Genomic DNA, 24255 nt, shown 5'->3' with positions numbered 1-24255 from the left:
AGTCATGAGTGTAAAATTAGGAAAATTAGAGGATGCATTAAATGAGATTAATTTAGAACTGAAAAATAACCCTAATAACATAAACACATACGACAGCCAAAGTATAAGCATCATAGTGTATGAGGAAGGCTACACAGATTTAGATGCGAGAAATAAAGACTACAAAGAAAGTGGTCTATTTATTGAGGCGTATCGTGACGCTAAATTTGCATTATATGAAGAAAAAGTAAGAGACTCAGATAATGCTTTAGTTCAAGCGCTAAAAAACACATATGGACATTCTTCTGAAGATGCGATGTTGACAATAAAAGAAATGATGCAGGATATAGTAGACCCAATCATGAGAAATACATCGTATACGGATAAAGAAAAAGCAAATCAAATAAAGATGGCATACGAAAATAAGATAGCTGTAGACACAATTACTGATTTTTACAATGACTACTACAAAGAATACAAAACAGCTCAAATAGATTTTGATGCTACTACAGGAAAACTAGTAGGCATCTATAAGAACAATGGTGAAAGCCACAGTGTTGTCTCAGACGGCGATAAAGTGCCCGAAAATCTAATTGGTTTTGCATATGTACCTCAAAATGAGATTGATTTCCCCATTGATATTTTAGAATCGGCTAAAACGGCATTACTTGCTGGTGGTCTTTCGGGTATAGCGGAGAGGCTACATGGGATGCCATTTAAGGGTTTATCAAAGGAAATGCGAAATTTAGTGAAATCAAGTGCTCAGTCTTGTTTAGGCATTTATGACAAAATAGCTGGAAATTTAGTGGATACAACAACAGGCGGAACGGGTATAGTGCTGAATTTTGAAGCAGATAAGCACATGTTAAATGAAAATATTAAAAATTTATATGGTGAGGCATTATTGAATGGTGCAACAGAAGATGAAAAAAATGCAATGAATATGCTTAAAGCAGCAGTGGGTCTGTTGACGATAGCATTTCCGCCAAGCATACCTGCTAGTATGGCAATTGCAGGGGGAATGGATTTTTTTTGCCGCTTAGTTGTAGCTCAAACATCTAAACAAATTGCAAACATAGAATTGGACAAGTATAAGCTGTTAACTAAAGATAAAGAAATCAATATTTTTGTTGATAGAATTGAAAAGATCGAAGGCACATTAGATTATAACATGAATAATGTGATAGCAGACAGCTACACACAAAACATAATTAAGGGCAATAATGCTGATAATAGAATCACAGCAAGAGGTGGTTCGAAGAACGAACTTTATGGGCTTGATGGAAATGATACTTTAACGGGAAGCGATAGAGGGAGTTCAAGCGGTAATGACTCAACTAAAATTTATTATGATGGAGATGATACTCTTGACGGTGGTTTAGGAAATGATCAATTATATGGTGGCTCTGGAGAGGATACTCTAATAGGTGGTTTAGGAAACGATACCTACATATATAAATCAGGTGATGGAAATGATACAATCATCGAGGAAAACTATCCAAGAGACACGATTTTGGGACTTGTTAATAATGATGTGGTTAATCTAAATGATATTAATGCAGAAGATATTTTATTATTAAAATCAGGCGCTGATTTACTTTTGAAATTCATAGGAAAACCAGATGATTCATTAAGAATATCAAAATACTTTAGAGGAATGAGTGAAAATGGAAAGGGAAATGAAATCTATAAACAAAATTCTGTGGAAAAAATTATTGTTGGTAATAAGGAGTATGATGTCCGCAGAGGATTAGAAAAAATACTGCCAGATGTTGATTCATTTGGATATTATAGTAAAGAAACGTTGGTTAATGATGCAATTTACAGTTCAGATGGATATGAAGCGCTCTATTTAGAAGGACTCAATCGTAGTGATGTGCGTCAGTTTAGAGAGATCGATCAAAATGGCAATTCAACAAACAGTTTGGTTATTGCCATGATGAATCAAAATAAAATTGGAAAAATTGTCATAAAAGATTATTTTGACGATAAAGTTGTGAACAATATTAAAAGAATTATATTCAAAGATTCTGTAATCAATTTAAAAGACACCCCTGTGCGCTATCTGCAGAGAATTAATGTTACAGAAAAAGTGGATGTAGGTAGAGATCGGGGCACAGCAGTTATAATTTCAAAGGGTACAAATACTGAAACAGTCGATGATGCAATCCGTAGAGCTTTTGAATCTGGTAGCGGCAAAGAAGATATGCCTGTAGAAGGTGGAAGCATGATGATGTCTCAACCAGTCTACAACCAAACTGTAAAGATGTCGGCGGGACCAATTTCTAAGCAAGAAGATACAATTCTAATGAGAGATTATGATCTCACTCAGATTAAAACGCAACAATCAGGCGTTAACTTGATTATAAGAGCTCATGACGGTGATGGTATATGGTATGACAAGGTTACTATAGAAGGTTATTTTGAAAGTGATGATAATAAAGTTGAACGTATTAGCCTAATGAGTTCAGATCAGACTGCAGGGGGGGACTATCTAATCAGCGATTTGCTTCTTGGAAATCAAGGCGTAAAACCAGTCGTTGATTCTGAAAATTTAAAATACTACATCATAGAAGAGAATGGGATGAAGAGACTTTTAGATTATCCCTCTGTGCATGTTAAAATAAATGGCAGAAATTTTGATGCACTTTATAATGCATATAATAAAAATGGAAATACTATGGTTTCGGTTAAAGAATTTGTAAACACCATGGGGGAAGGTGCAAACATCACTTGGAATACGGCTGAAAAAAGAGCATATATTACGTGGAATGGAAAGACGAGTTGGATAGATTATAATGATCATAAAAAAGGGACTGGTATTAAAGATGCATCTATTCATGGAAATCTGATTACAATGCCAGTTGAACCTGAAATTATTGAAATTGCTAATAAAAGTGACAATACCATGATGGCATCTTTAAAAGTGTTGGCACAAATATTTAATCTCAATGTCAGTTGGGATGCTATAAATAATACAGCTTTACTGGAGACCGCAAGCTCATATGATTCAGGTTCTGGAAGTATAAATAATTCAAATGAAGTTGTTGAAATTGGAAATGCAAATAACGTTATAATCGATTTTAATGGTGCTAAATTTGATATGCAAAAAGATGCTTATATCAAACCAGAGACGAATAGAGCGATGGTATGTGCCAAAGAATTTATGGATATATTTAACAGCAAAAGTCAAATTAAATTAAGTTATAGTATGCCGAATCGAAATACGATTATAATCACTTATCCTAATGGAAAAACAAGCACTGCAGTAGTTGGAAATAGTACTTATACACTTAAAAGCGTATTATCCAATTCTTTAGAAACAGCGCCAGAACTTAAAAATGGAGAAATGATGGTTCCTTTAAAATTTTTTACAGATGCGTTGGATGCAAATTTATCTTGGAACGCGTCAACTTACACCGCAAGTTTTAAAAGTGATTATTATAATCTAGGGGAAGTCTTTGCATCGGATCAAAATGTGCCTGTAATAAACGCGCCAACAGTATATTATGGTGCAAAAACAGGCACAGTAGGCAATCCTGTTATTATTAAAAACGGAAATACAATTGTGGATAATAGTAAAACAGATATTGTTTATGGTAGAGCAAGAGTTCAAATAAATGATTTATTGAGATACATGGGGAATGGTACAGTTGCTTGGAATGACACATCTAACATAGGTGTTTTTGGTCTACCTAACGGTAAAAGATTAGAATATTGTGCAGATTTTACGAATCAAAGAGTATCTTGGTATCAAATTCTTGAATCCAATGGTAAAGTCGCTCAAGTATCAACTTCAGTTGCAGAGGATGAGATAGATGTCAAAAGATTTTCTTTCTTTAAATCTTTCAATAACGTTGTAAGCAATGTAAGAGAGCGCTATTTTGATCGATATGGTGTAGAAGCAAATACCAAATGGCATGTTGAATCCAATTTTAACTTTCCTGGATATAGTGGCAGTATTTTACCATCAGAAATTAGTTTCAAGGACATTGAAGGTTATGAAGGTATTTTAAGAAAGGGCAGTTATTCAAATGAGAGTTCTACGCCTATGGAATATTGGCCTGGAACAAATATCCGAAAATATCAAAAAACCACATGGACAATTGGATATAGTGGATCTCTCCAAAAGGATGAATCTAAAACTTATATTGGGGCTCAATTTGCGGCTGATATATTTGGTTATGCACTTAGATGGTATAGTGATGGTCAACAAGTCGAATTTTTATCGAGAAACGGATCTGATCGAAACAGTATTGTTTTAAATCTAAATAATTATAATTCTATAGGTGTCGGTGAATCTGGGGATGATATCATTTTTGGCTCTAGTCAAAACGATAGAATTGCAGGTAGGGATGGTAATGATTTTTTATACGGAAACAATGGAAAAGATATTATTATCGGAGAGGCTGGAAGAGATACAATCTTTGGCGGAACAGATGATGATATGATTTATGGTGGTTCAGAAAATGACTTGCTATATGGAGATAGCGGCAATGATCAATTATATGGTGGTAGCGGTAATGATATGTTGACTGGTGGAGATGGTATAGATTATCTCTATGGTAATGAGGGAAATGATACATTCGATGGTGGTAATGGTAGCGATGTAATATACGGTGACTCTGGAGATGATGTTCTTCAAGGTGGCTTTGATAACGATATCCTTCATGGCGGTAGTGAAAACGATACCTTATTTGGAGGTAGTGGTAATGATAGTCTATATGGCGAAAATGGTGCAGACCAATTGTATGGAGGGTCAGGAAATGACGTTTTAGATGGCGGTAGTGGCAATAATAATCTTTATGGTGATGATGGAGATGATTCAATTTATGGTGGAGATTCGAACGATTTATTAAACGGCGGTACTGGAAGTGATTATCTCAGCGGTGGTCAAGGAAGCGATGTTTATGAATTTAACACTAATTTTGGAAGGGATACAGTTGCTGATGTAAATGGAAACAGTCAATTCAAATTTAATAATCACACTTCAGATGCATTCAATTTCATAAGAGAAATAAATAACGATGATTTGCAAATTAAATTGAAAAACAGTCAAGATATGATAACCATTAAAGATTACTTTAAGGCATCTATTGAGCCTGGTTATATGCAATTCCAGAACAATGTAATTTTTAATCGACAACAGGTTTCATCAATGGTGTTGAGAACAGGATCAGATTCTTTTGACAGGGTTTCTTTAAAGGTAAATGAAACCGAATTTAAGGCGTATGGGGGTAATGATACTGTAATCGCTTCAAATAGGGCTACTCAAATATATGGAGGCTCTGGTCAAGATACTTTAATTGGTGGATCCGATTCAGACGTTCTATATGGTGAAACATCTGATGATGTTCTAAGAGGAAATTCTGGAAACGATCGATTATATGGCGGTTCTGGTAATGATTATCTATATGGTGGACTGGGAGAGGATACTTTAGTCGGTGATAGTGGAGACAATTATCTTGAGGGTAATCAAGGATCGGATTTATATGTAATCGGGTCAGAAAATTCTAATTCAATCATCGTTGAAGATGGCACTTCACTCGCTGAAAAGGACATTGTAAAAATTGATTTTCTTTATGAGGATGCCACAATAAGCAGAGATAATTTTGATTTGATTATTTCGCATAGAAATTTAGAGTCTGTAACTTGTATCAGAGATTATTTCTCAAATAAAAATACAATTGAAGAGATCAATTTTCTGAAAAGCAACGGTCAATATGAAATTTTGAAAAAAGAAAATTTTGAAAATATCATCAATTTTGGTGGTGGTACTGACAGATCAGAAATGCTTGTCGGAACTTCAGAAGATGATTTGATAACTGGTTTTGGCGGAAACGACACTTTATATGGTGGAAATGGGAATGATGTCTACGTATTTGGATCCGATTTCGGGCAAAATTCAGTAATTGATAATGATCATAATAATACGATTTGGTTTAAAGATAATTTATCTTCAGATTTTACATTTGAAAAAATGCACAATAATGGGGATTTATATATAAAACAAAAAAATACCCCAAATCAAGTTTTTATAAAAGATTATTTTAAGACTTCTGGTACGATCGGGTCAATAATATTTAGAAATCAAGAAAATTTTGGTTTGCAACAAATATTGGATAAAATTATGATATATGGGACAGGATCAGCTGATACAATTTTCGGAACAGAAAATGTGGATCGAATTTATGCAGGAAATGGTAACGATATCATACATGCAAGCAAAGGTGATGATTATTTAGTAGGAGGTGCGGGTGCCGATACCTATAAGTTTGTGGGTGATTTTGGGAAAGATACTATAATTGATTTTAATATCAATCAAGAGATGGACGTTATTGAACTTATTGATATTTCATCCGAAGATTTAGAGGTGACGAGAGAAAATGGCTCAATAATTATGAAGCAGTTAAAGACGGCGAATCAGATTATATTAAAAGATTTTTTAAATAATGGGAATCTAGATTCAGTTGTATTTAAGAATGGAGCTACAGTTGTTGAGACTTGGGGAAAAGATGTATTGTTGAGAAAATCAATTTCTAAAATTTTGAAAGGCGATGCGTTTAATAATCAATTGACAGGTAGTTCGGATTTATCAATAGTTGATGAAATTCATGGTAAAGGTGGCAATGATGTCGTTCATGGTCTTCAAGGAAATGATTATCTTTATGGAGATGAAGGCGATGACTATCTTTATGGAGATGAAGGCGATGATCAACTCTATGGTGGAACAGGGAATGATTATATTGAGAGTGGTGCAGGCGATGATAAAATTTATGGAGAAGGCGGGGGCGGTTATTTTGACGGTGGATCTGGAAATGATTATATTGAGTGCGGAGATGGTGAAAATGAAATTCATGGTGGAGATGGAGATGATCAAATATATGGTGGAAATGATTATGATGAAATCACTGCGGGAGCTGGAAATGATATAATTTATGGTGGCGCAGATTATGACGAAATTGATGGTGGAGATGGTAGAGATCAACTATACGGAGGAAGTGGCAATGATCACCTTTATGGTGGAAATGATAGAGATGGTCTTTATGGAGGATTTGGTGATGATCACCTTTATGGTGGTTCTAATGATGATATTCTTTTTGGAGAAGAAGGATCAGATGAATTACATGGTGATTCAGGAGATGATGAACTTTGTGGTGAAGCTGGCAACGATGTGTTATACGGTAACTCTGGAGAGGATATATTAAGAGGTGGAGCTGGTGACGACTTACTATATGGTGGAGAAGATAACGATACGTTAGCTGGTGAATGGGGAAATGACACATTACATGCTGGTGATGGCAATGACAGACTTGCTGGCGGTATAGGTGATGACTATCTTTATGGTGGTTTTGGTGATGATGTATTATATGGAGAATCAGGGAATGATCATCTATTCGGAGAATCTGGAAATGATATTCTTGAGGGTGGTACAGGGGCTGATAGATATTATTTTCAAGATGGATTCGGAAAGGATATCATCTCAGATAACAATGTGGATCTAACGGATTCGAGTAGAACTTCAGATGCTATAATAATAGCACAACGAGATTTAAATGAGGTAAGTTTAGTTAGAGAAAAAAAGTATGGACAACTTTCCAAAGTGGCTTCATCTGAGATAAATGTTGTTGCCAACACTTTTAGAGTAAGTGCATTGAACACCAAAAGTGCTTTATCAGGAGGGCATCCAGACAATTGTTTATATATATCTGCAAACGATGGTAATTCAGTGGTAAGTTCATCAGGATATGATCCCCTTGTTGATACTGAGATAAATAAGTGGACAGTTGAAACAAGTGACGGGGATGTTGAAGTTGTCCAAAGTATTAGCTCTAGTGAAGTTATGACAAGAGGACATGCAAAGATAGCAATGGTCTATGATACTGGTAAATTTTCTAGTAAAGATCCATCAAAGGTTCAATTTACACTTGAATGCCTTGATACTGATGCTGAAGGTAAAAGTTCATTTAGAGCAGATTTAGTGTATGGTAATGAAGTTTTAGATTCTATCACCTACAAAGGTAATCGTCAAAGAGATAGAATTATTGAACTAGGTGCAGATTTGAGCGCATTAGCTAAGAAGTATGGGAATATATATTATTCAAATTTATCAGTTAACCTTTATGCAGAAACGACAAGTGCAAATGGCGTGATGTTCAAAAATGCAAATGCAGAATTATGTTTTGATGGTCTTTTAAATGAACAAAGTAACGACTTGATAATAACAGATAATAAATCTAATGACATGATCACAATTCAATCACAATTTAATTCGAAATCTAATGCCATAGAAAAATTGGAACTTGAACACGGAACCTTTGATATTGCATCTCAAAATTATAAAAATGGCATTTTGGGAAAAAATACAAACGATATATTATATGGAACTAGAGCAGATGATGTGCTGATGGGCGGAGAAGGCAATGATACTTTATCAGGAAGTCTTGGTGATGATGTACTTTATGGCGGGACAGGTGATGACCGATATTTATTTGATAGAAAAGATGGACGCGACCTGATCTATGATGTTAGCGGAAATGATGTGGCTGTTTTTAATGAATATATGGATAGGATCATGTTTAGACGTGCTAATTCAGATTTGATCATATCCACATTTGGAACAGGCGATAAAGTTACAGTGAGCTCTTGGTTTAGTGATAGCAATGCGAAGCTATCAGAAATTCAACTTAATGATGGGATGTCAATAAATAGTAGTAACATAGAAAAATTGATTGAAGTGATGTCAACTTATTCAAATAAAAATGGAATTTCATGGTCTGATGCTATTGATCATGATGCTGCAAGTATAAAGTATATGATCAGCAGTTATTACAGTAAAAAATGATTAAAACAGAAGAGGACTGAGTATGAGTAATAAATCATATAAGACACTGACTAATCCAAAATACCTTAAAAGAAAAGTTAGAGTTGGAGAATCTATTGGAATACTGAGAACAAATAATGAAAGCGTAAAGGAAATTTTAAGGATATTTAGCAATAAAGATAAATCGTTTTATATTCATTTCCTAGATGGGGATAATTGGAAAGAAAGAGATAATTGGAAAAATAATAAATTCATTGATAGGTATGATTTTGAAACATCTTTTGAACTGTTTTCGATCTCGCCATATAAAGATTGTGTTTTTCAATGGGCTGATGAGTTCTTTCTAATTAGTCCGTACGATTTAACATCTAAGATTGATCAGTTTTTAGAAAACAAAGATTTCACAATGACTAGATTAGTTTTTAAAACGATTCATGCTGATTTTAATACAATAGCAAGATTGAGTCATATTGTTCGCGATAAAAAGTTAATAGGAAGAGGATGTTCTTACTTTATAGAGCCATCAGAGATGAAGTCATTAGAGTAAAATAGAGGGATAAAAACTTTGTATTAATGGTAAAAACCATTAAAGGCGTAGTGTGGGGATGATTATATCTCTACACTACGCCTTTAATAGTTTTAAAATGAAATTCTATAATTTTTTTAGTCTGATGTCCACTGCGTTCGCATGTGCATGAAGGCCTTCGGATTTCGCCATTCGATAGGCAGAAGGGCCAATCTTCCTCAGTGCATCTGGCTTAATCGTCTGATGTGTCAATGTTTTAAGAAAAGTGCCCACATAGACACCCCCTGTATACCTTGCGGCTTTTAAGGTCGGTAAAGTGTGATTTGTACCAGAAATGTAATCGCCTAGGACTTCAGCAGACCATTCTCCAATAAAGAGGGAACCATAATTATAGAGCTGATCTATAATGGCTTCTGGCGTCTGGATGACAAGTTCGAGATGTTCTGGTGCGAGTTGGTTACAGAGCTGTATGCCCTCTTCTAAACGATCGATCACTATGATTTCACCGAAAACTTCCCAAGACTTTCGTGCTATATCAGCCGTTTCCAGTGTTTCGAGTTGACTTTCAACAGCTTGCAAGGTCTGTACGGCAATTGTTTCACTTGTAGTGACTAAGATGCCCTTCGCCAAAAGGTCATGCTCGGACTGGCCCAATAGGTCAGCTGCAAGAATTTCTGGATCAGCATGTTCATCTGCCAAAATCATGACTTCGCTGGGACCCGCCACAAAATCAATACCGATTTGACCATAGCATTGACGCTTGGCCTCTGTGACATACTGGTTACCAGGACCCACGATGAGGTCAACGGGTTTGATACGCTCTGTGCCATAGGAAAACGCAGCTATGGCATGTGCGCCGCCCACCACGTAAATTTCATCAACACCTGCAATATCCAGTGCAACAAGTGTTTCAGGTGCGATTTGTTCGGTTCCTTTTACAGCGGGAGAACAGGCAACGACACGTTTTACACCAGCGACTTTAGCTGGAATAACCAGCATCAGTGCCGATGAAAACAAGGGATAATTGCCTCCAGGGACGTAACAGAGACAAGACTCAATAGGCACGACACGATGTCCAAGTTCTATACCAGGCGCCACAGTAAAAGTAGGCAGATCACTGATCGTAGATTTCTGAGCTTTGGCAAAACGGGTTATGTGATCACTGGCAATTTTAAGATCGTTAATGAGAACCTCTGAAACTTGCTCATAAGCATTTTGGATTTCAGCGGCTGTTACTTTAAGTGATTTTCTTGTGTTTAAATCAAATTTGGCATTGTATCTCAATAGAGCATCATCGCCATCTTGCTTGACTTGCTCGATAATGTTTGCGACATTCATCTTAAGATCTTTTAAATCTGTGGCGGGTCTTTCAATCGATTTCTTAATATATTTCATATAATCATAGGCTCCTTTTGATGTCATTTCCATAGGACTCGGACAAGCAACTGTAGGTTCGATACTAGAGTCGCCTTAGTCATATTAGTGTCTCAAATAAACACTATTTATGACCTTTGACAGGAACAATGCAGATAAATTTTAACGGACTTGGACCTGTATTAGAAAACTGATGTAACGTATTGGAAGGGACGAAAGCATAACTTCCAGCTTTTAGTTCATGTAAGGTATCTTCTATCAGTAACGTACCTTCACCTTCAATGACGTAATTGATATGAGGCCAATCGTGTTGATGCTTTGGCGAAAAACCTTCTGCTTCGAGCTCGATAACACGCATAACATGGTCTTCCCAACCTTCAGAAGGTGATACTAAAACCTTCATAGCAGCATTTTTTGCTTCATTACTTGTGATTTCTGAAGCTGTTAAATCCTTAAAATTTCCAACAATCATTGGACCCTCCTTTTTATCTTGAGTTTTGAGTTATAGTGTCAAAAGCTAGTTATAGATATTATAACAGAAATTTAATAGGTTTAAAGAGCGTATCTATTAATAATTTGAAAATAATTAGTGACACGAAATGTTTGAGTCGCGAATGATCCTGTGCTATACTATTTGTATATGACGGAGGGACGCTATGAACTATTCAGAAAAAAGAGAATTGATCTTAAAAGGTGATATGAAAAAAGTCATATGGGCTTTGTCTGTGCCTGTTATGATCAACAATTTCATCCAAACGGTTTATAATCTTACGGACACATTTTTTGTCGGCCGATTAGGGGGCAATGAGGTGGCTGCCATACAGTTGGTATGGCCGATTAATTTTATGGTAATGGCATTTGGAATAGGGATGTCCATTGCAGCAAGTGCTTTAATTTCCCAATATATTGGAGCGGATAAGCATGAAAAAGCAAGGCTTATTTCAGGGCAAGTGGTGAGCTTTTTATTTGCTATGGCAGTGATTCTTGCTATGATAGGCGTTGGACTTAGTGGTCATATTGTAAAGTGGATGGGGGCTACTGGATCGCTTTATGATAATGCAACCACCTACCTTTCGATTACATTTTTAGGGATGCCTGCGATTTTTTTATTACAAGCCTATAACAGTATCAAGCAGGGGCAGGGGGACACCATTTCACCAATGATTATCGGAGGGAGTGCGGTTCTTTTAAACATGATACTGGATCCGATTTTTATATTCAAGTTTCAAATGGGGATTTCCGGAGCTGCTCTTGCAACGATTATTGCGCAAACTGTTTTTGCACTTTATGCGGTGAGCACGCTCTTTGTAAAAGATAAAGGCATTAAAATTACGCTGAAAGAGCTCAAATGGGATATGGAGATTATATGGAAAATTATAAGCGTAGGACTGCCTTCTTCAATTGGCCAGGCCACAACGGCTTTTGGTTTTGCAATTTTAAATGTCTTTCTCATTTCCTTTGGAGAAGTGACGCTAACAGCATTTGCCATTGGTAACCGTATTAATTCATTGATCATGATGCCTGCAATGGGGATAGGCAGCGCACTTGCCACTGTGGTGGGCCAAAACTTGGGGGCAGATAATAAGCAGAGGGCGAAAGAGGCGGTTCGAACAAGTGCAATTCTATCCACGTTTATTTTGGTGACCAGTGGGTTGATCATGTGGCCGTTTGCCAGAAATATCGTTGAAGCTTTTGCCACTAATGAGGCCATCATTCAAAATAGTACGGAATACTTAAGAATTCTTATTATGTCAGTCCCACTTATGGGTGTATTCCAAATACTTGTAGGGACATTTCAAGGGTCAGGGCATACCCTTTCAGCGATGATCATTATGATGGGAAGGCTGTGGGGCATTCGGATTCCAATGGTGTTTTTTCTCAGAATATGCCCTGGATTTGGACCTTCCTCTATTTGGTATGCAATGGTTTCAAGCAACTTACTGATATGTTTGATTGGCTACGGCATTTATCTTACAGGCAACTGGCAACATCAAATCATCAAGACTAAACCACAAGTATCCGTGGATTTATAAACCCAAAAAAGAGCCCTTTCAAAATAGCAAATCCTCTATTTTGAAAGGGCTTTCTTGCGCAAGGGTTATGAAGGTAGAGAAGCGGGCTTTGCTATGGCTTAAAAAAGTGACTTTGTTTTAATGAGTTTTGCAAAGAAAAAGCAAGAGCTGCTGACAATAATAATGGTAATACCTGAGGGTATATTCAAACTGTAGGAGATTAATAATCCCGAAATAATAAAGCCAATACTGATGATCACAGCAGCGATCATGACCTGATTGAACTTTTTAAAAAACAGTTTAGCAAGCATGGGTGGGATTGTCAAAAGGGCGATGATCAGAATAATACCCGCAAGTTTAATCAACGAGACAATGGCAAGTGAAATCAGTGCAAAGAGTACAATCGTATAACGATCAACGTTGATGCCTAAAACAGAGGCATATTCTTCATCAAACAAGAAATACTTCCAGTAGTTAAATTGTGAAAGAATCACCACTAAAGTTACCACAAGTGCAAAAGCAATAAATTTTAAATTGCTATTGGACACCGTTAATATGTCGCCAAATAAAAAACCGTTTATGTCTGGCGGAAATCCTGGCTTTAAATAGATGAAGAGCAAGCCGACGGCCATACTAAAGGACCAAATCATCCCGATGATCGTGTCCGTATAGGCTTTTTCTTTTTTCCTAGAAGCCGATATGACCAGTGAGGACAAAAAGGAAAAGGACAAAGCCCCTATTAAATAATCAAAATTAAAAAAATGGGCAATGCCAATACCGCCTAGACTGGCATGAGCGATACCGCCACTCATCATAACCAGTTTCTTCTCTATAATAATCGTTCCGATAATACCGCATAAAATACTGGCTAAAATGCCCCCTAACAAAGCATTTCTCAAAAAGTCATACTGGATAAAATCTGCTAAGATCATTGAGGCCTCCCAGTGGTTAAGTCTACAATATCATGTTGTTCTAAAACGCGATGCGGCGCTCCGTGAGCAATTAAATCGATTGGGCAATCAAAAGTACGCTCAATTTCTGGTCCTGTAAATGCACGTTCGGGGTGATAATGAAGGGTTTGATTTAAGCAAGCCACAGATTTTACATACGCAGAAATAGCACCGATATCGTGACTGATCAGCAAAACGGTTGTGTCTTGAGTTTTGTTGATATCACGTAAAATATCATAGATTTCATTTCGTGAATTATTGTCTACGTTAGAAGTGGGTTCGTCTAAAATCAGAATATCTGGAGACTGTATCATAGCACGTGCAATCATTGATTTTTGCATTTGCCCGCCAGAGACATTGTTGATATTCTTGTGAAGGCAATCTTCAATATGCAAAAATTCGGCAAGAGCGACAGCCTTTTCTTTTTCTGATTTGGAATGTCTATGGAAAAATTCGGAATTTGGTGTAATGGAACCCATCAAAATAGTGTCCATAACAGTGATGGGGAAATTCTTTTCAAACTGAGAATATTGAGGCACGTAGCCAATGCGTAAGGTGTTCGATTTTTGAATAGCCCCTTTTTGAAGAGGGATTAAGCCCAAAATGGCTTTAATCAAGGTGGATTTCCCAGCACCATTTGGACCGATGATGCCGATATAATCCCCTTTAAAGATATCAATTGAAATATGGTTCAAAATCACATTGCGCCCATAGGAGACACTGATATCTTGGAGTTTTAGTTGTAAGTCTTTTGTGACGCGTTCGTTTGGCATTTTAAACCTCTCTAGTTTAAGTGTTCAATTAAGAGCGCCATTGAATCAAAGTATTTTTCAGATAATGGCTCAAGGGGAACTGCATTGCCCTCTATTTCTTCGGAGATAGATTTTGCTTGTTCTACCGAGAATTCGTTTTGATAAAAAAGCGTACTGATGCGATTCTCCTTTGCAATGTCTATGGCATTTTGAATGTCTTGAATTGTAGGCGATTTACCTTCATTTTCTATTGAAATAAAAGATAGACCATAATCAAATGCAAAATAATTATAGGAAGAATGATAGATCAGGTAGGTCTTTTGATCAAGCGTTGAAACTTTATCCAGAATGGTCTGATCAAGTTCAGATAATTTTTGAATCAATGCATCGGCATTGGCTTGATAATCGGCTTCATGATCGGGATCCATTTGGATCAAGGTATCTCTAATGCTACCAGCCATTGTAATCGCTCTTTTAGGGGATACCCAAGTATGAGGATCGTAATCAGCATACGCGCCAATTTCTGAACTAGGGTCTAACATTTGAGATTCAAATTCAATCATTTCGGGGTGATCTTCAACATGGGCTTCATCTTCAGCTTCGTGGTCATGCGCTTCGCCTGTTAAAAAGGGATGAACCTCTGCAAGTGCTTCTTGTAAATTGAGGACTTCGATTTGAGTGTTAAAATCCTTAATTTTAGGCATGATGTTCTCATTTTCTGTAGGCACGCCCACATAGATATAAAGTTTAGCGTCGGATAAAAATTTCATGGCGCTTGGAGAAGGCTGATAATTATGCGGATTGGCGCCCACTGGGATCAGTGCTTCAACTTCCACATATGATCCACCAATCGCTGCTGTAAAAGCTTTAATGGGTAAGATTCCTGTGGAAATTTTAAGTTTTGGAGAATCGCTTGTGTCTGTGGCGCAACCCGTATATAAAATGACTGAAAGCGTTAGAATAAACAGCAAGGCGATGCGTTTGTAGTTAAATGTCATGTTTTACCTCCGAATAATGATCATAATGATATAGTATATCATATCGTGGGTGGGGATATATGATAAACATTTTAAAAACCATTTTAGTTGAACTAAACCTTATATGCCCTTTTTCTGAATATTGGAGCAACACTAAAATTAGATTTAAGAGTATCTTTAAAATAGCTTTTACTTGACCTAGAAGGTTCAAAAGCATTCATGTAATATCTGAGGTCAGAAAATTATAAATGGACATCCAGTAAAAGAGGTCTTCAAAAATGAAAAGCAATGGTAAGAAGATTCTCACCATTGCTTAGTTAGGTTACGACTTTTCTGACTCCATATGTTTACACAGTATATCATACATACCATATTCGTCAAAACACAGTCTATAATGGATGATTTTTGAGGGTTCTCCTCCGAAAGCATCATCTCTACTTCTTTCTCTAAGTTCCCATGCATTTAAAAAAGATTCTATCCATAAAGAGTTCTCAATTTCTACACAACCAAAAATATATTCTAAAGTATCAATATATTCTGTTTCAGTATACTTAAATCCATATACGTCCTTAAAATTAATAACAATTTGTTCTTCATATTCACTATTTTCATACTTTAATATCACATCCCCATTTATCATTTCAACACGAGGAGATTCATCGCATTGACTAACAGGCCTCGGTAATTGTATTGGTTTCATATAACCTCCATTTTTTTATTGTAAATATGCGATTGTTCCTGTCTTTCTAATTTGCATCGATTCACCCGGTATTCCACCCATTTCAGCTAATCTTTCAGTTAACTGTTTTTCTAAATAAACATTCCCGGTTCTGTCAATTAGATTTGTTGGTTTTAAGCCTGCAAGTGTTAAGGCTGTTAATGAGCGATTATTTAATGTTATTTTTACACCATCACGTAGAATGTATTCAATGGGGAGCTCATCAGGAGAACGTTTTTTTGATTTTAATTCTTCTGCAACAAGGGTTAGTTCAACACCTTTAAACTTTCCTTGAGTGCTAAAAAATTTAGAAACACCTTGTTGTCCAAATTTCACATCATTTTCTTCTGCTTCTTTTTCTTTAGGTTTTTTCCATTCAGTTGATTTAGGAAGAGTTTTTACCTGATCACTCTGTCCAATTTCATCGGTTTTTGCTGTGGTAACCGGTTTTTTCTTAAAATGTTCTTTCCAATCCATCGAACTATCCCACATGTTACACCCCTTCTTAATCATTTAAGTGGATGGTGCAGGGTAAAGTTCATACATACAAAACGAATCATGTAATCAATTAAACGAAGATTGTGATAAGTATGAAGAAGCAACAATTAATTAGGGAAGATATTTAAAATTGATTTCAATTAAAGTCTAAACATGTAATCTTTAAAGTATGTAGCTTTAATTGTTATGTGATGTATAAACTGCTCTACACTGTAATGAAATACATATGCTATATATTACCACGATTTATGAATTTAAACACTAATACGAGTTGTTTTCAAAATATATTAGTGAAAATTAAAATTTGTTGCCTCAAAAGCCATATTGACATCCCCCCCTCAGTGGTGCTATACTAAACATGTAATAATCTTCAGGGCGGGGTGTAAGTCCCCACCGGCGGTAAAGCCCGCGAGCCGAAAGGTTGATCTGGTTAGATTCCAGAGCCGACAGTATAGTCTGGATGAAAGAAGAGGTTTATTATTATAATGCTATTTTACCCTGAAGTGCATGCTTTAGGGTTTTTTTATGCCCGTAAAGCCAATAATATTTATGGGAGGTCTATATATGACGACAACGACAGCAAAAAGAATATCTGTTAAAATGATGACCAAAATTGCAATGCTCAGTGTTATTTCTTTTATTCTCTATTTTATAGAGATTCAAGTTCCAATTTTCCCAGGGTTTTTAAAGATAGATCTCAGTGATCTACCCGCGCTTATTGGTGCTTTTGCACTTGGCCCAGTGGCTGGAATTGCAATCGAAGCGATTAAAAACACCTTGCATTTACTCAGAACATCTACTGGTGGTGTGGGTGAAATCGCTAACTTTTTAATTGGTATTGCCATGGTGATACCAGCAGCGCTTATTTATAAAAAAGCGAAATCAAAAGCGGGTGCTGTGATTGGATTGCTTGTGGGCACACTAGCAATGGCCATTATGGGCGCATTTGCCAATTACTTCGTCTTGATCCCTTTTTACACCAACTTTATGCCGATTGATGCGATCGTTGGTATGGGCACAATTATAAATCCTAATATCAACAGCATATTGACATTGGTGTTATATGGGATTGTTCCTTTTAACCTCTTTAAAGGATTGGTTGTTTCACTGGTGACCATGATGCTTTACAAACGTATATCACCGATTTTAACACGTTAATCTACAGAATACTTGTTTAGTAAGTCGTAAATCTCTGAAATAAGAAGGGCTCATAGCCGATCTCATTTCAGAGATTTTTTATTTTACCTCTTGCATCACAGGAAAAAATATGATAAAGTCAATGTACAATATATTGTATAATGTAATTTGGAGGGTGAATCAGTGGATTTAAGTACAAACAGATTAATGTCAAAGAATGGGTTAGCGATAAAGATGCTTTCACAAGAGCTTTTTTCTTATGAGGTAGGGGATCGCATTCGTACGATTACGGAATATGTGGATCTATTAGAGAGCTCGCGTGGCACTGTTCAATCGGCTATGAAGTTTTTACAAGATGACGGCTGTATTTCACTGGAATCTAGAGGACATTTAGGCACTTTTCTCGTTAAAACGAATCACAAAAAACTTTGGGAGTACTCTGACTTTGGTGTTATTATAGGCGCAATGCCATTACCGTATTCTAAGCGATATGAAGGATTGGCAACGGGACTTTACAAGGTCTTTGAAAATAAAGAAATTCCCTTTAGTTTATCTTTTATGAGGGGTGCAGAGAAAAGAATTCAAGCACTTAACTTTGGGAAGTACAGCTTTGCTATTATCTCTAAGCTCGCTGCTGAGATTCATCAAAATGAAAATCCGAACTTATCGATTGTCCATGAGTTTAAATCGGAAAGTTATGTGGGGAAACATGTGGTGATTTTTAGAGATCCAAAACACAAGCGCATTACAAATGGTATGCGAGTAGGATTTGACAGTGTTTCTCTAGATCAATCTAAATTGACTGAAGTAGAGTGCAAATCCCTAAAGGTAACTTATGTGGCAACACCTTATAATCAAATCATACAAAAGCTTGAAATGAATGAAATTGATGCAGCCATTTGGAATGGAGATGAAATTTTCGAAAAAAAATTAGAGGTGTACATTCAGCCTTTAAAAAATCCTGTGGCGATTGAGATGGATAAAAAAGGAAATGTTGCAGTTATCGTTGTAAGCAATGAAACAAAAGTGATCGGAAGAATCATGGAAAGATTGCTTGATCTAGAAATGGTAGAAGAGGTTCAAAAAAAAGTGATGAATAATGATATGATACCGATCTATTAATTTTTTTAAAACGAATATACGGAAAAACGTATATTGAAAGGGGCGTTATGGAAAATTCAATTTATGAAAGACTTGAAATTTTAAAGAATGCGGGGCAGATCACAGGAAAAATGGAAAGTGCTATTGTGGCGTTTGCAAAGAAAATGGAATCTGAATACCATTTAAACTTTGATGAAGAGAATGGTGCTATGTTAGTGACGCATTTTGCAACAGCACTTTCGAGAATTGAAAGAGGCGAAACCGTTGAAAAAATGGATGATTTTCTGTTGGAGCAGATTGCTCAAACACCAAGTTATAAAGCGTTATCCAAGTATCTTGAAGTCGTAGAGGCTCATATGGGATGGTGCATTCCCGAAGCAGAAATTGGCTATATTGCAGCGCATTTTTGTACAGTAATTGAAAAAGGAGGTATGAAATGATTCGATTTGTAGTGGGTGGTGCAATTCGCAAGGATGATATTTCCAAGATCATCAAAGAAATGGGAGGTGATGCTGTAGAAGTAAGCGTTATGTCGGATATGCAGGCCGCTTTAGCCATTCAGACTAAAAAAGCCGATTTCTATGTCGGCGCTTGTCACACCGGTGGCGGAGGCGCATTGAGTATGGCGATAGCCCTGTTGACAGTCAACAAATGTGCAACGGTTTCTATGCCAGGGCGACCGCCAAAGGAAGCTGATATTGTAAAGGCGGTGGAAGAGGGCAAAGTTGCATTTGGTTTCACAGGAGATCATGCAGAAGCAGCATTGGCTGTAATTGTGAGAGAAATTCTCAAGAAAAAATAATCGTAAAAGGGGGAACAAAAATGAACATCATTTTAATGGCTTTATTAGGTGCATTGGCATCAATCATGGCAAACAAAGGGATTGCGGTATTTAATGATGGTCTCAGACCGATTATGCCTGAGCACATTGAAGGTAGGATGACCAGAAAAGAGTTAGCTGCCACTACCTTTGCAATGAGTTTTGGTTTGGTAATCGGTTTTGGAATTCCATTTTCATTGGCAGCAAATATTATTCTAATTCACTGCATTTTACTTGGCACAGATATCATAGGCGCATCATCACCAGATGGGAAAAAAGGCTTAATCATTTCGGGTGTAATAGGTGCTTTATATGGCATTGGCATTTTACTTGGGCTTGAAAGCGTCGTTAAGGCTTTTGAATTGTTACCAGTGAATTTCTTGGGAAGCTTAGGCGAAGTCGGAACGCCTGTAGTTGTTGCATTCGCAGCGTTTCCAGCGCTTGCAACTGCGTATCAATACGGTGTAAAAAAAGGCATTATAAATCTATTCGTTTCTGTTATGGCTTATCAGGCCGCGGCTTTATTTGGAAGTATTAGCCTTGGCACTGCTACAATCAAATTAAACCCTCAAGGAAGTGCTTTAATTATCGGTATGACCATTCTGCTGATTTTCGCAATGCGAGAAAAACAGGAAGGAGAAACCGTTGATTTGGTCTCGATTTTTGCAGAGCGCGTCAAGCGTATTCGAAAAAATCTGCCGATATTGATGCTTATGGGGGGCTTGGTTGCCGCAGCAACTGCTTCCAATCTGATTGCAGGAGATCCGATTTCATTAAATCTTATGAAAGAAAGTCAATTCATTGATGCCGGATTTGCTTCACTTGCACGTGGTATTGGTTTTATTCCACTGGTAGCATCCACTGCAATCGTCACAGGGGTCTATGGACCTGTTGGAATGACTTTTGTATTTGCTGTGGGTCTATTTGTTAGAAATCCGATTTTAGCAGGTTTAATAGGCGCTGTGGTTATCGGCTGTGAAGTTTTATTATTAGATCGAATCGCACATTTTATCGATAAATTCCCTGGCATTAGAAAATCAGGTGATAATATTCGAATGGCAATGACTAAATTACTTGAAATTGCCTTGTTAGTTGGTGGTATGAATGCTGCAAATGCCATGGCACCAGGAATTGGATATTTCCTAGTAGTAGGCCTTTATATATTAAATGAAATTGCAGGAAAGCCTTTTGTTCGAATGGCAGTAGGACCTATTGCAGCGATTTTAGTCGGTATTTTTGTAAATCTATTGGCACTGATAGGATTGTTTGTTGTTGCGTAGTTTAGAGCCTTGAAGGAAGTGATCCCAGCTTCCTTCAAGATTTTAAAGTCATCCATAAATGTGTTTATAGCGTCAAAGGAGAATTCAAATGCAAGCTTGTGATTGAAAAAAGCTTGAAATTTAGGAGGTGAGCATGTGCAAAAAAGCGAATTAAATCGCATTATGAATGCCATGATAAGAGCAAAGGAAGAAGAGGGGGGAACGGTTGTCTCTTTTCAAAAGAACATGATAGAGGCTGTGGCAAGTGCTTTAATTGAAGGGCAGGAGCCTGTCACCTTATTTGGTGTAAAAAATACGAATCAAATTTCTAGAGATTTGGTGAAAAAATTGACTAAAGAAAAACAGTTTATTTTTCATACAGTGGACTCGATGTCAGATCGAGGACGTGCAGTGGATATAAGTTGTATCAATCCTTTGACTGGGAAATTGATGACGGGTTCTTCAAGTGGTGGCTGCATTAATATATTGAAAGGTATAAATGATTTGGCGATTGGCACGGACGGCGGTGGCTCTGTATTGGCACCTGCCATTAGTACTCAACTCTATTCCATTATGGGAAAAGGCCTTGGTCTTATGGGCCATGATAAGAAAGTATCCACAGAGGGTTTATCTTTTGTACCTGGGATTGGAGTCATTTCGCATACTTATTCACAATGCGTTCAGGCCATTCGAATTTTATGCGATATCACTGATGCGGAATGGGCTGATGAGCTAGCCTCAATCTCAGTTTCAGCCTCAGTTTCAGTTTCAGCACTCATGCCCCTGCGCGTAGCCATTCCAGTTGAAGGCAGTATTATTTTGCCAAATGGAAGAGATATGACAGATTCCCTTGAACCTCTCATCCGTAATTTTTCAGAGTATATTTCGATTGAAAAGGTAAGGGTTCCAAATCTTCAAAATCGTCATGAAAGCATTTCTTTTATGAATCAATTGTTTGAGGATGGGGTCGATGTTATGATGACGCTTGAAGGTCCAATAGATCTATATGGTTATGGGGATTCAATCATGGGGGTGTGGGGAGAAACAGGGCAAAATGAAGTTTCTAAATCGGGCAAGTATTTGGTTAAATCTGCAAATATGATAAACGCCACAGCGATTACGATTCCAACCGGTGAACTCGCAACAGGACTTGTAATGCTCAGCAAAACGGGCAGAGCAACTGGCATAAGATTGATGAAACTCGGTATGCAGATTGCGGCGTGTTTTAAGAGACCAGCGCTGTATGAAAACTATTTTCTAGGGCATGAGCAGTCTAGGGATAATGCTTTTGGAAGGGAGGTATGATATGTCAATTTACGGTGTTCAGGGTATAATCACACCTGAAAATTTAGGAAAAACTTATTTTCATGAGCATTTGTACTTGGACTTATCAAGGGTCAAAGGCGATCCAGATACCCAGTACAATGCTGTAGATCAAGTTATCGATGAGATGAAAACTTTAAAGGAATTAGGGATTTCGACCCTTGTAGAGATGACTAATCACGGGATGGGCAGAGATCTCATGCAGATCATGCGTATTTCCAATGCATCTGAAATGCAGATTATCATGAGCACGGGGTTTTATAAGGAGCCCTTCTTGCCAGAGCGTGTAACCCAAAGCACAGTCACAGAACTTGTTAAGCAGTTGGTTCGTGAAATAATAACGGGCATAGAGGACACCTCTGTGAGGGCTCAGGTTATCGGTGAAATCGGTACGAGTAAGGATCAGATGATGCCTCTAGAGGAGAAAGTCTTTGAAATTGCAGCAAGAACGCATTTGGAGACAGGTGCTCCCATTGCAACACATACCACACTTGGCACCTATGGCGTTGAGCAATTAGAGTATTTGAGTCAATTTGGTGTTGATTTATCAAAAGTGGTCATTGGCCATGTGGATTTAAATTGTGAAAAGGCATACCATTTAAAAATTGCAGATAAGGGCGCTGTTTTGGCATTTGATACGATCGGAAAGTTGAATTATGGTTCAGATGAAATCAGAGCTAAACACATCGCCCATTTGATAGAGCGGGGACATGTCGATCAGATTGTTTTGTCCCAAGATATGACGAGAAAATCTCATTTAAAGGCTAATGGCGGCATTGGATACGGCTATTTGGTGGAGGTATTTTTACCTTTATTGATGGCTGAAGGTGTTGATGATGAAGCCGTTAGGAAAATGTTAGTGGAGAATCCAAAGAGAATATTGATGCGAAAGGAATGATAATAATATGAAGACATATCCCATTGTGCCTATGACAATCGATCAAGCTATGGAAATGCAATTTCACCTTGTCAGTTGTATTCAGGAGACGATTCCAGGAAGCGAGATGTTAACACAGGGAGATTTAGGGGTTTCTCTAGAAGAAGGTGCTCCGAAGATGACTCGAAAAGTGGAGGCTGTTCTTGCAAAATGCTTTGATGCAGAAGCCGCAATTTTAGTTCGGGGTTCAGGGACGGGTGCTATCAGAAATGTTTTTAATGTCTTAAATAAACCTCTTGATAAGATAGTCATACACGATGCCCCAATTTACCCGACCACAAAAGTCATCATTGAAAGTATGGGCTTGACGCCCGTCGTGATCGATTTTAATTTGGAGAATGAAGATCAGTGGCAGTCATGTAAGGATGCGTCCTTTGCACTGGTTCAGCATTCGAGACAGCGCATAGAAGATTCTTATGAGCTTCAAGCAGTTGTCGAGAAACTAAAGCAAATCAATCCAGAAATCAATATTCTTGTAGATGACAATTATGCTGTAATGAAAGCACCTAAGATCGGGATACAAGTGGGCGCTGATGCCAGTGCTTTTTCGATGTTCAAATTATTAGGGCCTGAGGGTGTTGGTTGTGTTTTGGGGCAGAAAACGCTTATCGAAAGCATTAGAAAGATAAATTATTCAGGTGGCAGTCAGGTTCAGGGACATGAAGCTTTAGAAGCACTTAGGGCGTTGGTATATACACCCGTAGCGCTGGCGATTCAAGCGGAACAGGTCGACAAGATCTATCAGAGATTATTCAAAGGTGAAATTGAAGGCATTAAAAATGTCTATATTGCCAATGCACAATCTCGGGTATTGCTCGTTGAGTTTGAAAAGCCTATTGCAAAAGCAGTGTTGAAGCAATGCGAGCAATTAGGAGGTGCACCCTATCCAGTAGGGGCTGAATCTAAATATGAAGTGGTTGCTCAATTTTATAGGGTTTCGGCAACTTTTAGAAATGCGGACCCTGCACTTGAACATTCCATGATTCGTATAAATCCAATGAGAGCAGGGGCGGATTCTGTGATAAATGTATTAAAAAAAGCAATTGAACAGGCAGAAAAATAGGAGGT

At 37.4% G+C, this 24255-nt stretch carries 18 protein-coding genes and 1 riboswitch; of the genes, 11 read left to right on the top strand and 7 right to left on the bottom strand.

From position 1 onward, the window contains the following. Positions 1-4: 4 nt before the first annotated feature. Entirely contained in the window at positions 5-8824 is an 8820-nt protein-coding gene (locus tag F3D3_RS24970) for a calcium-binding protein (RefSeq protein ID WP_069870136.1), read from the top strand. 22 nt (positions 8825-8846) lie between these two features. Continuing rightward, positions 8847-9350: a hypothetical protein gene (locus tag F3D3_RS00450; RefSeq protein ID WP_069870134.1), complete on the top strand. Its 504-nt coding sequence runs from the start codon at positions 8847-8849 to the stop codon at positions 9348-9350. Positions 9351-9455: 105 nt separating this feature from the next. Here the strand turns inward: F3D3_RS00450 and hisD are convergent, their stop codons facing one another. Both hisD and F3D3_RS00440 read right to left on the bottom strand, forming a co-directional pair. Further along, positions 9456-10724 (bottom strand): histidinol dehydrogenase, encoded by a 1269-nt coding sequence (gene hisD / locus F3D3_RS00445; protein WP_069870132.1) that lies wholly within the window; start codon positions 10722-10724, stop codon positions 9456-9458. Positions 10725-10827: 103 nt separating this feature from the next. After that, positions 10828-11175 (bottom strand): cupin domain-containing protein, encoded by a 348-nt coding sequence (locus F3D3_RS00440; protein ID WP_069870129.1) that lies wholly within the window; start codon positions 11173-11175, stop codon positions 10828-10830. A gap of 184 nt (positions 11176-11359) precedes the next feature. Between F3D3_RS00440 and F3D3_RS00435 the strand changes: the two genes are divergently transcribed. Next, complete coding sequence (locus tag F3D3_RS00435) at positions 11360-12736, top strand: MATE family efflux transporter (RefSeq protein ID WP_069870127.1); 1377 nt, start codon at positions 11360-11362, stop codon at positions 12734-12736. Positions 12737-12834: 98 nt separating this feature from the next. Here F3D3_RS00435 and F3D3_RS00430 read toward each other — a convergent pair whose 3' ends face one another. The 5 genes from F3D3_RS00430 to F3D3_RS00410 form a co-directional block, all read right to left on the bottom strand. Further along, positions 12835-13647: a metal ABC transporter permease gene (locus F3D3_RS00430; RefSeq protein WP_084388729.1), complete on the bottom strand. Its 813-nt coding sequence runs from the start codon at positions 13645-13647 to the stop codon at positions 12835-12837. Beyond that, positions 13644-14438 carry a metal ABC transporter ATP-binding protein gene (locus F3D3_RS00425; protein ID WP_069870125.1) on the bottom strand — a complete coding sequence of 265 codons (795 nt, stop codon included), beginning with the start codon at positions 14436-14438 and terminating at the stop codon, positions 13644-13646. Before F3D3_RS00425 ends, F3D3_RS00430 begins: the two co-directional genes overlap by 4 nt. 11 nt (positions 14439-14449) lie before the next feature. Further along, positions 14450-15415 carry a metal ABC transporter solute-binding protein, Zn/Mn family gene (locus F3D3_RS00420; protein WP_069870122.1) on the bottom strand — a complete coding sequence of 322 codons (966 nt, stop codon included), beginning with the start codon at positions 15413-15415 and terminating at the stop codon, positions 14450-14452. 301 nt (positions 15416-15716) lie between these two features. Next, a complete protein-coding gene (locus tag F3D3_RS00415) occupies positions 15717-16094 on the bottom strand; it encodes a hypothetical protein (protein ID WP_069870120.1) in 378 nt (125 codons plus the stop codon). Between the two features lie 15 nt (positions 16095-16109). Next, a complete protein-coding gene (locus tag F3D3_RS00410) occupies positions 16110-16589 on the bottom strand; it encodes a hypothetical protein (protein ID WP_139131978.1) in 480 nt (159 codons plus the stop codon). A 383-nt stretch (positions 16590-16972) separates the two neighbouring features. Then, a riboswitch (FMN riboswitch) is annotated at positions 16973-17086 on the top strand. A gap of 88 nt (positions 17087-17174) precedes the next feature. Here F3D3_RS00410 and F3D3_RS00405 point away from each other — a divergent pair. The 8 genes from F3D3_RS00405 to F3D3_RS00370 all read left to right on the top strand — a co-directional run bounded on the left by F3D3_RS00405 (position 17175) and on the right by F3D3_RS00370 (position 24250). After that, entirely contained in the window at positions 17175-17768 is a 594-nt protein-coding gene (locus tag F3D3_RS00405; protein ID WP_069870116.1) for an ECF transporter S component, read from the top strand. Positions 17769-17930: 162 nt separating this feature from the next. After that, complete coding sequence (yhfZ, locus tag F3D3_RS00400; protein ID WP_207645327.1) at positions 17931-18869, top strand: GntR family transcriptional regulator YhfZ; 939 nt, start codon at positions 17931-17933, stop codon at positions 18867-18869. 47 nt (positions 18870-18916) lie between these two features. Continuing rightward, on the top strand, positions 18917-19288 hold the full coding sequence (locus F3D3_RS00395; RefSeq protein ID WP_069870114.1) for a PRD domain-containing protein: 372 nt from the start codon (positions 18917-18919) through the stop codon (positions 19286-19288). Then, the gene (locus F3D3_RS00390) at positions 19285-19650 is read left to right on the top strand and encodes a DUF2620 domain-containing protein (RefSeq protein ID WP_069870112.1); all 366 of its coding nucleotides are present in this window, start codon (positions 19285-19287) and stop codon (positions 19648-19650) included. Before F3D3_RS00395 ends, F3D3_RS00390 begins: the two co-directional genes overlap by 4 nt. A gap of 20 nt (positions 19651-19670) precedes the next feature. Beyond that, entirely contained in the window at positions 19671-20948 is a 1278-nt protein-coding gene (locus F3D3_RS00385; protein ID WP_069870110.1) for a YhfT family protein, read from the top strand. A 135-nt stretch (positions 20949-21083) separates the two neighbouring features. After that, positions 21084-22232 carry an amidase family protein gene (locus F3D3_RS00380; protein WP_084388728.1) on the top strand — a complete coding sequence of 383 codons (1149 nt, stop codon included), beginning with the start codon at positions 21084-21086 and terminating at the stop codon, positions 22230-22232. Between the two features lies 1 nt (position 22233). Continuing rightward, positions 22234-23148 (top strand): phosphotriesterase, encoded by a 915-nt coding sequence (locus F3D3_RS00375; protein WP_069870108.1) that lies wholly within the window; start codon positions 22234-22236, stop codon positions 23146-23148. 7 nt (positions 23149-23155) lie between these two features. Continuing rightward, positions 23156-24250, top strand: coding sequence for an aminotransferase class V-fold PLP-dependent enzyme (locus tag F3D3_RS00370; RefSeq protein WP_069870106.1), 1095 nt, complete (start codon positions 23156-23158; stop codon positions 24248-24250). The last annotated feature ends 5 nt before the right edge of the window (positions 24251-24255 follow it).

It is taken from the genome of Fusibacter sp. 3D3, assembly GCF_001748365.1.
Taxonomy (GTDB): domain Bacteria; phylum Bacillota; class Clostridia; order Peptostreptococcales; family Acidaminobacteraceae; genus Fusibacter_A.
The sequence above is the reverse complement of the archived record's forward strand: the minus strand, read 5'-3'. Positions and strand labels throughout refer to the sequence as shown.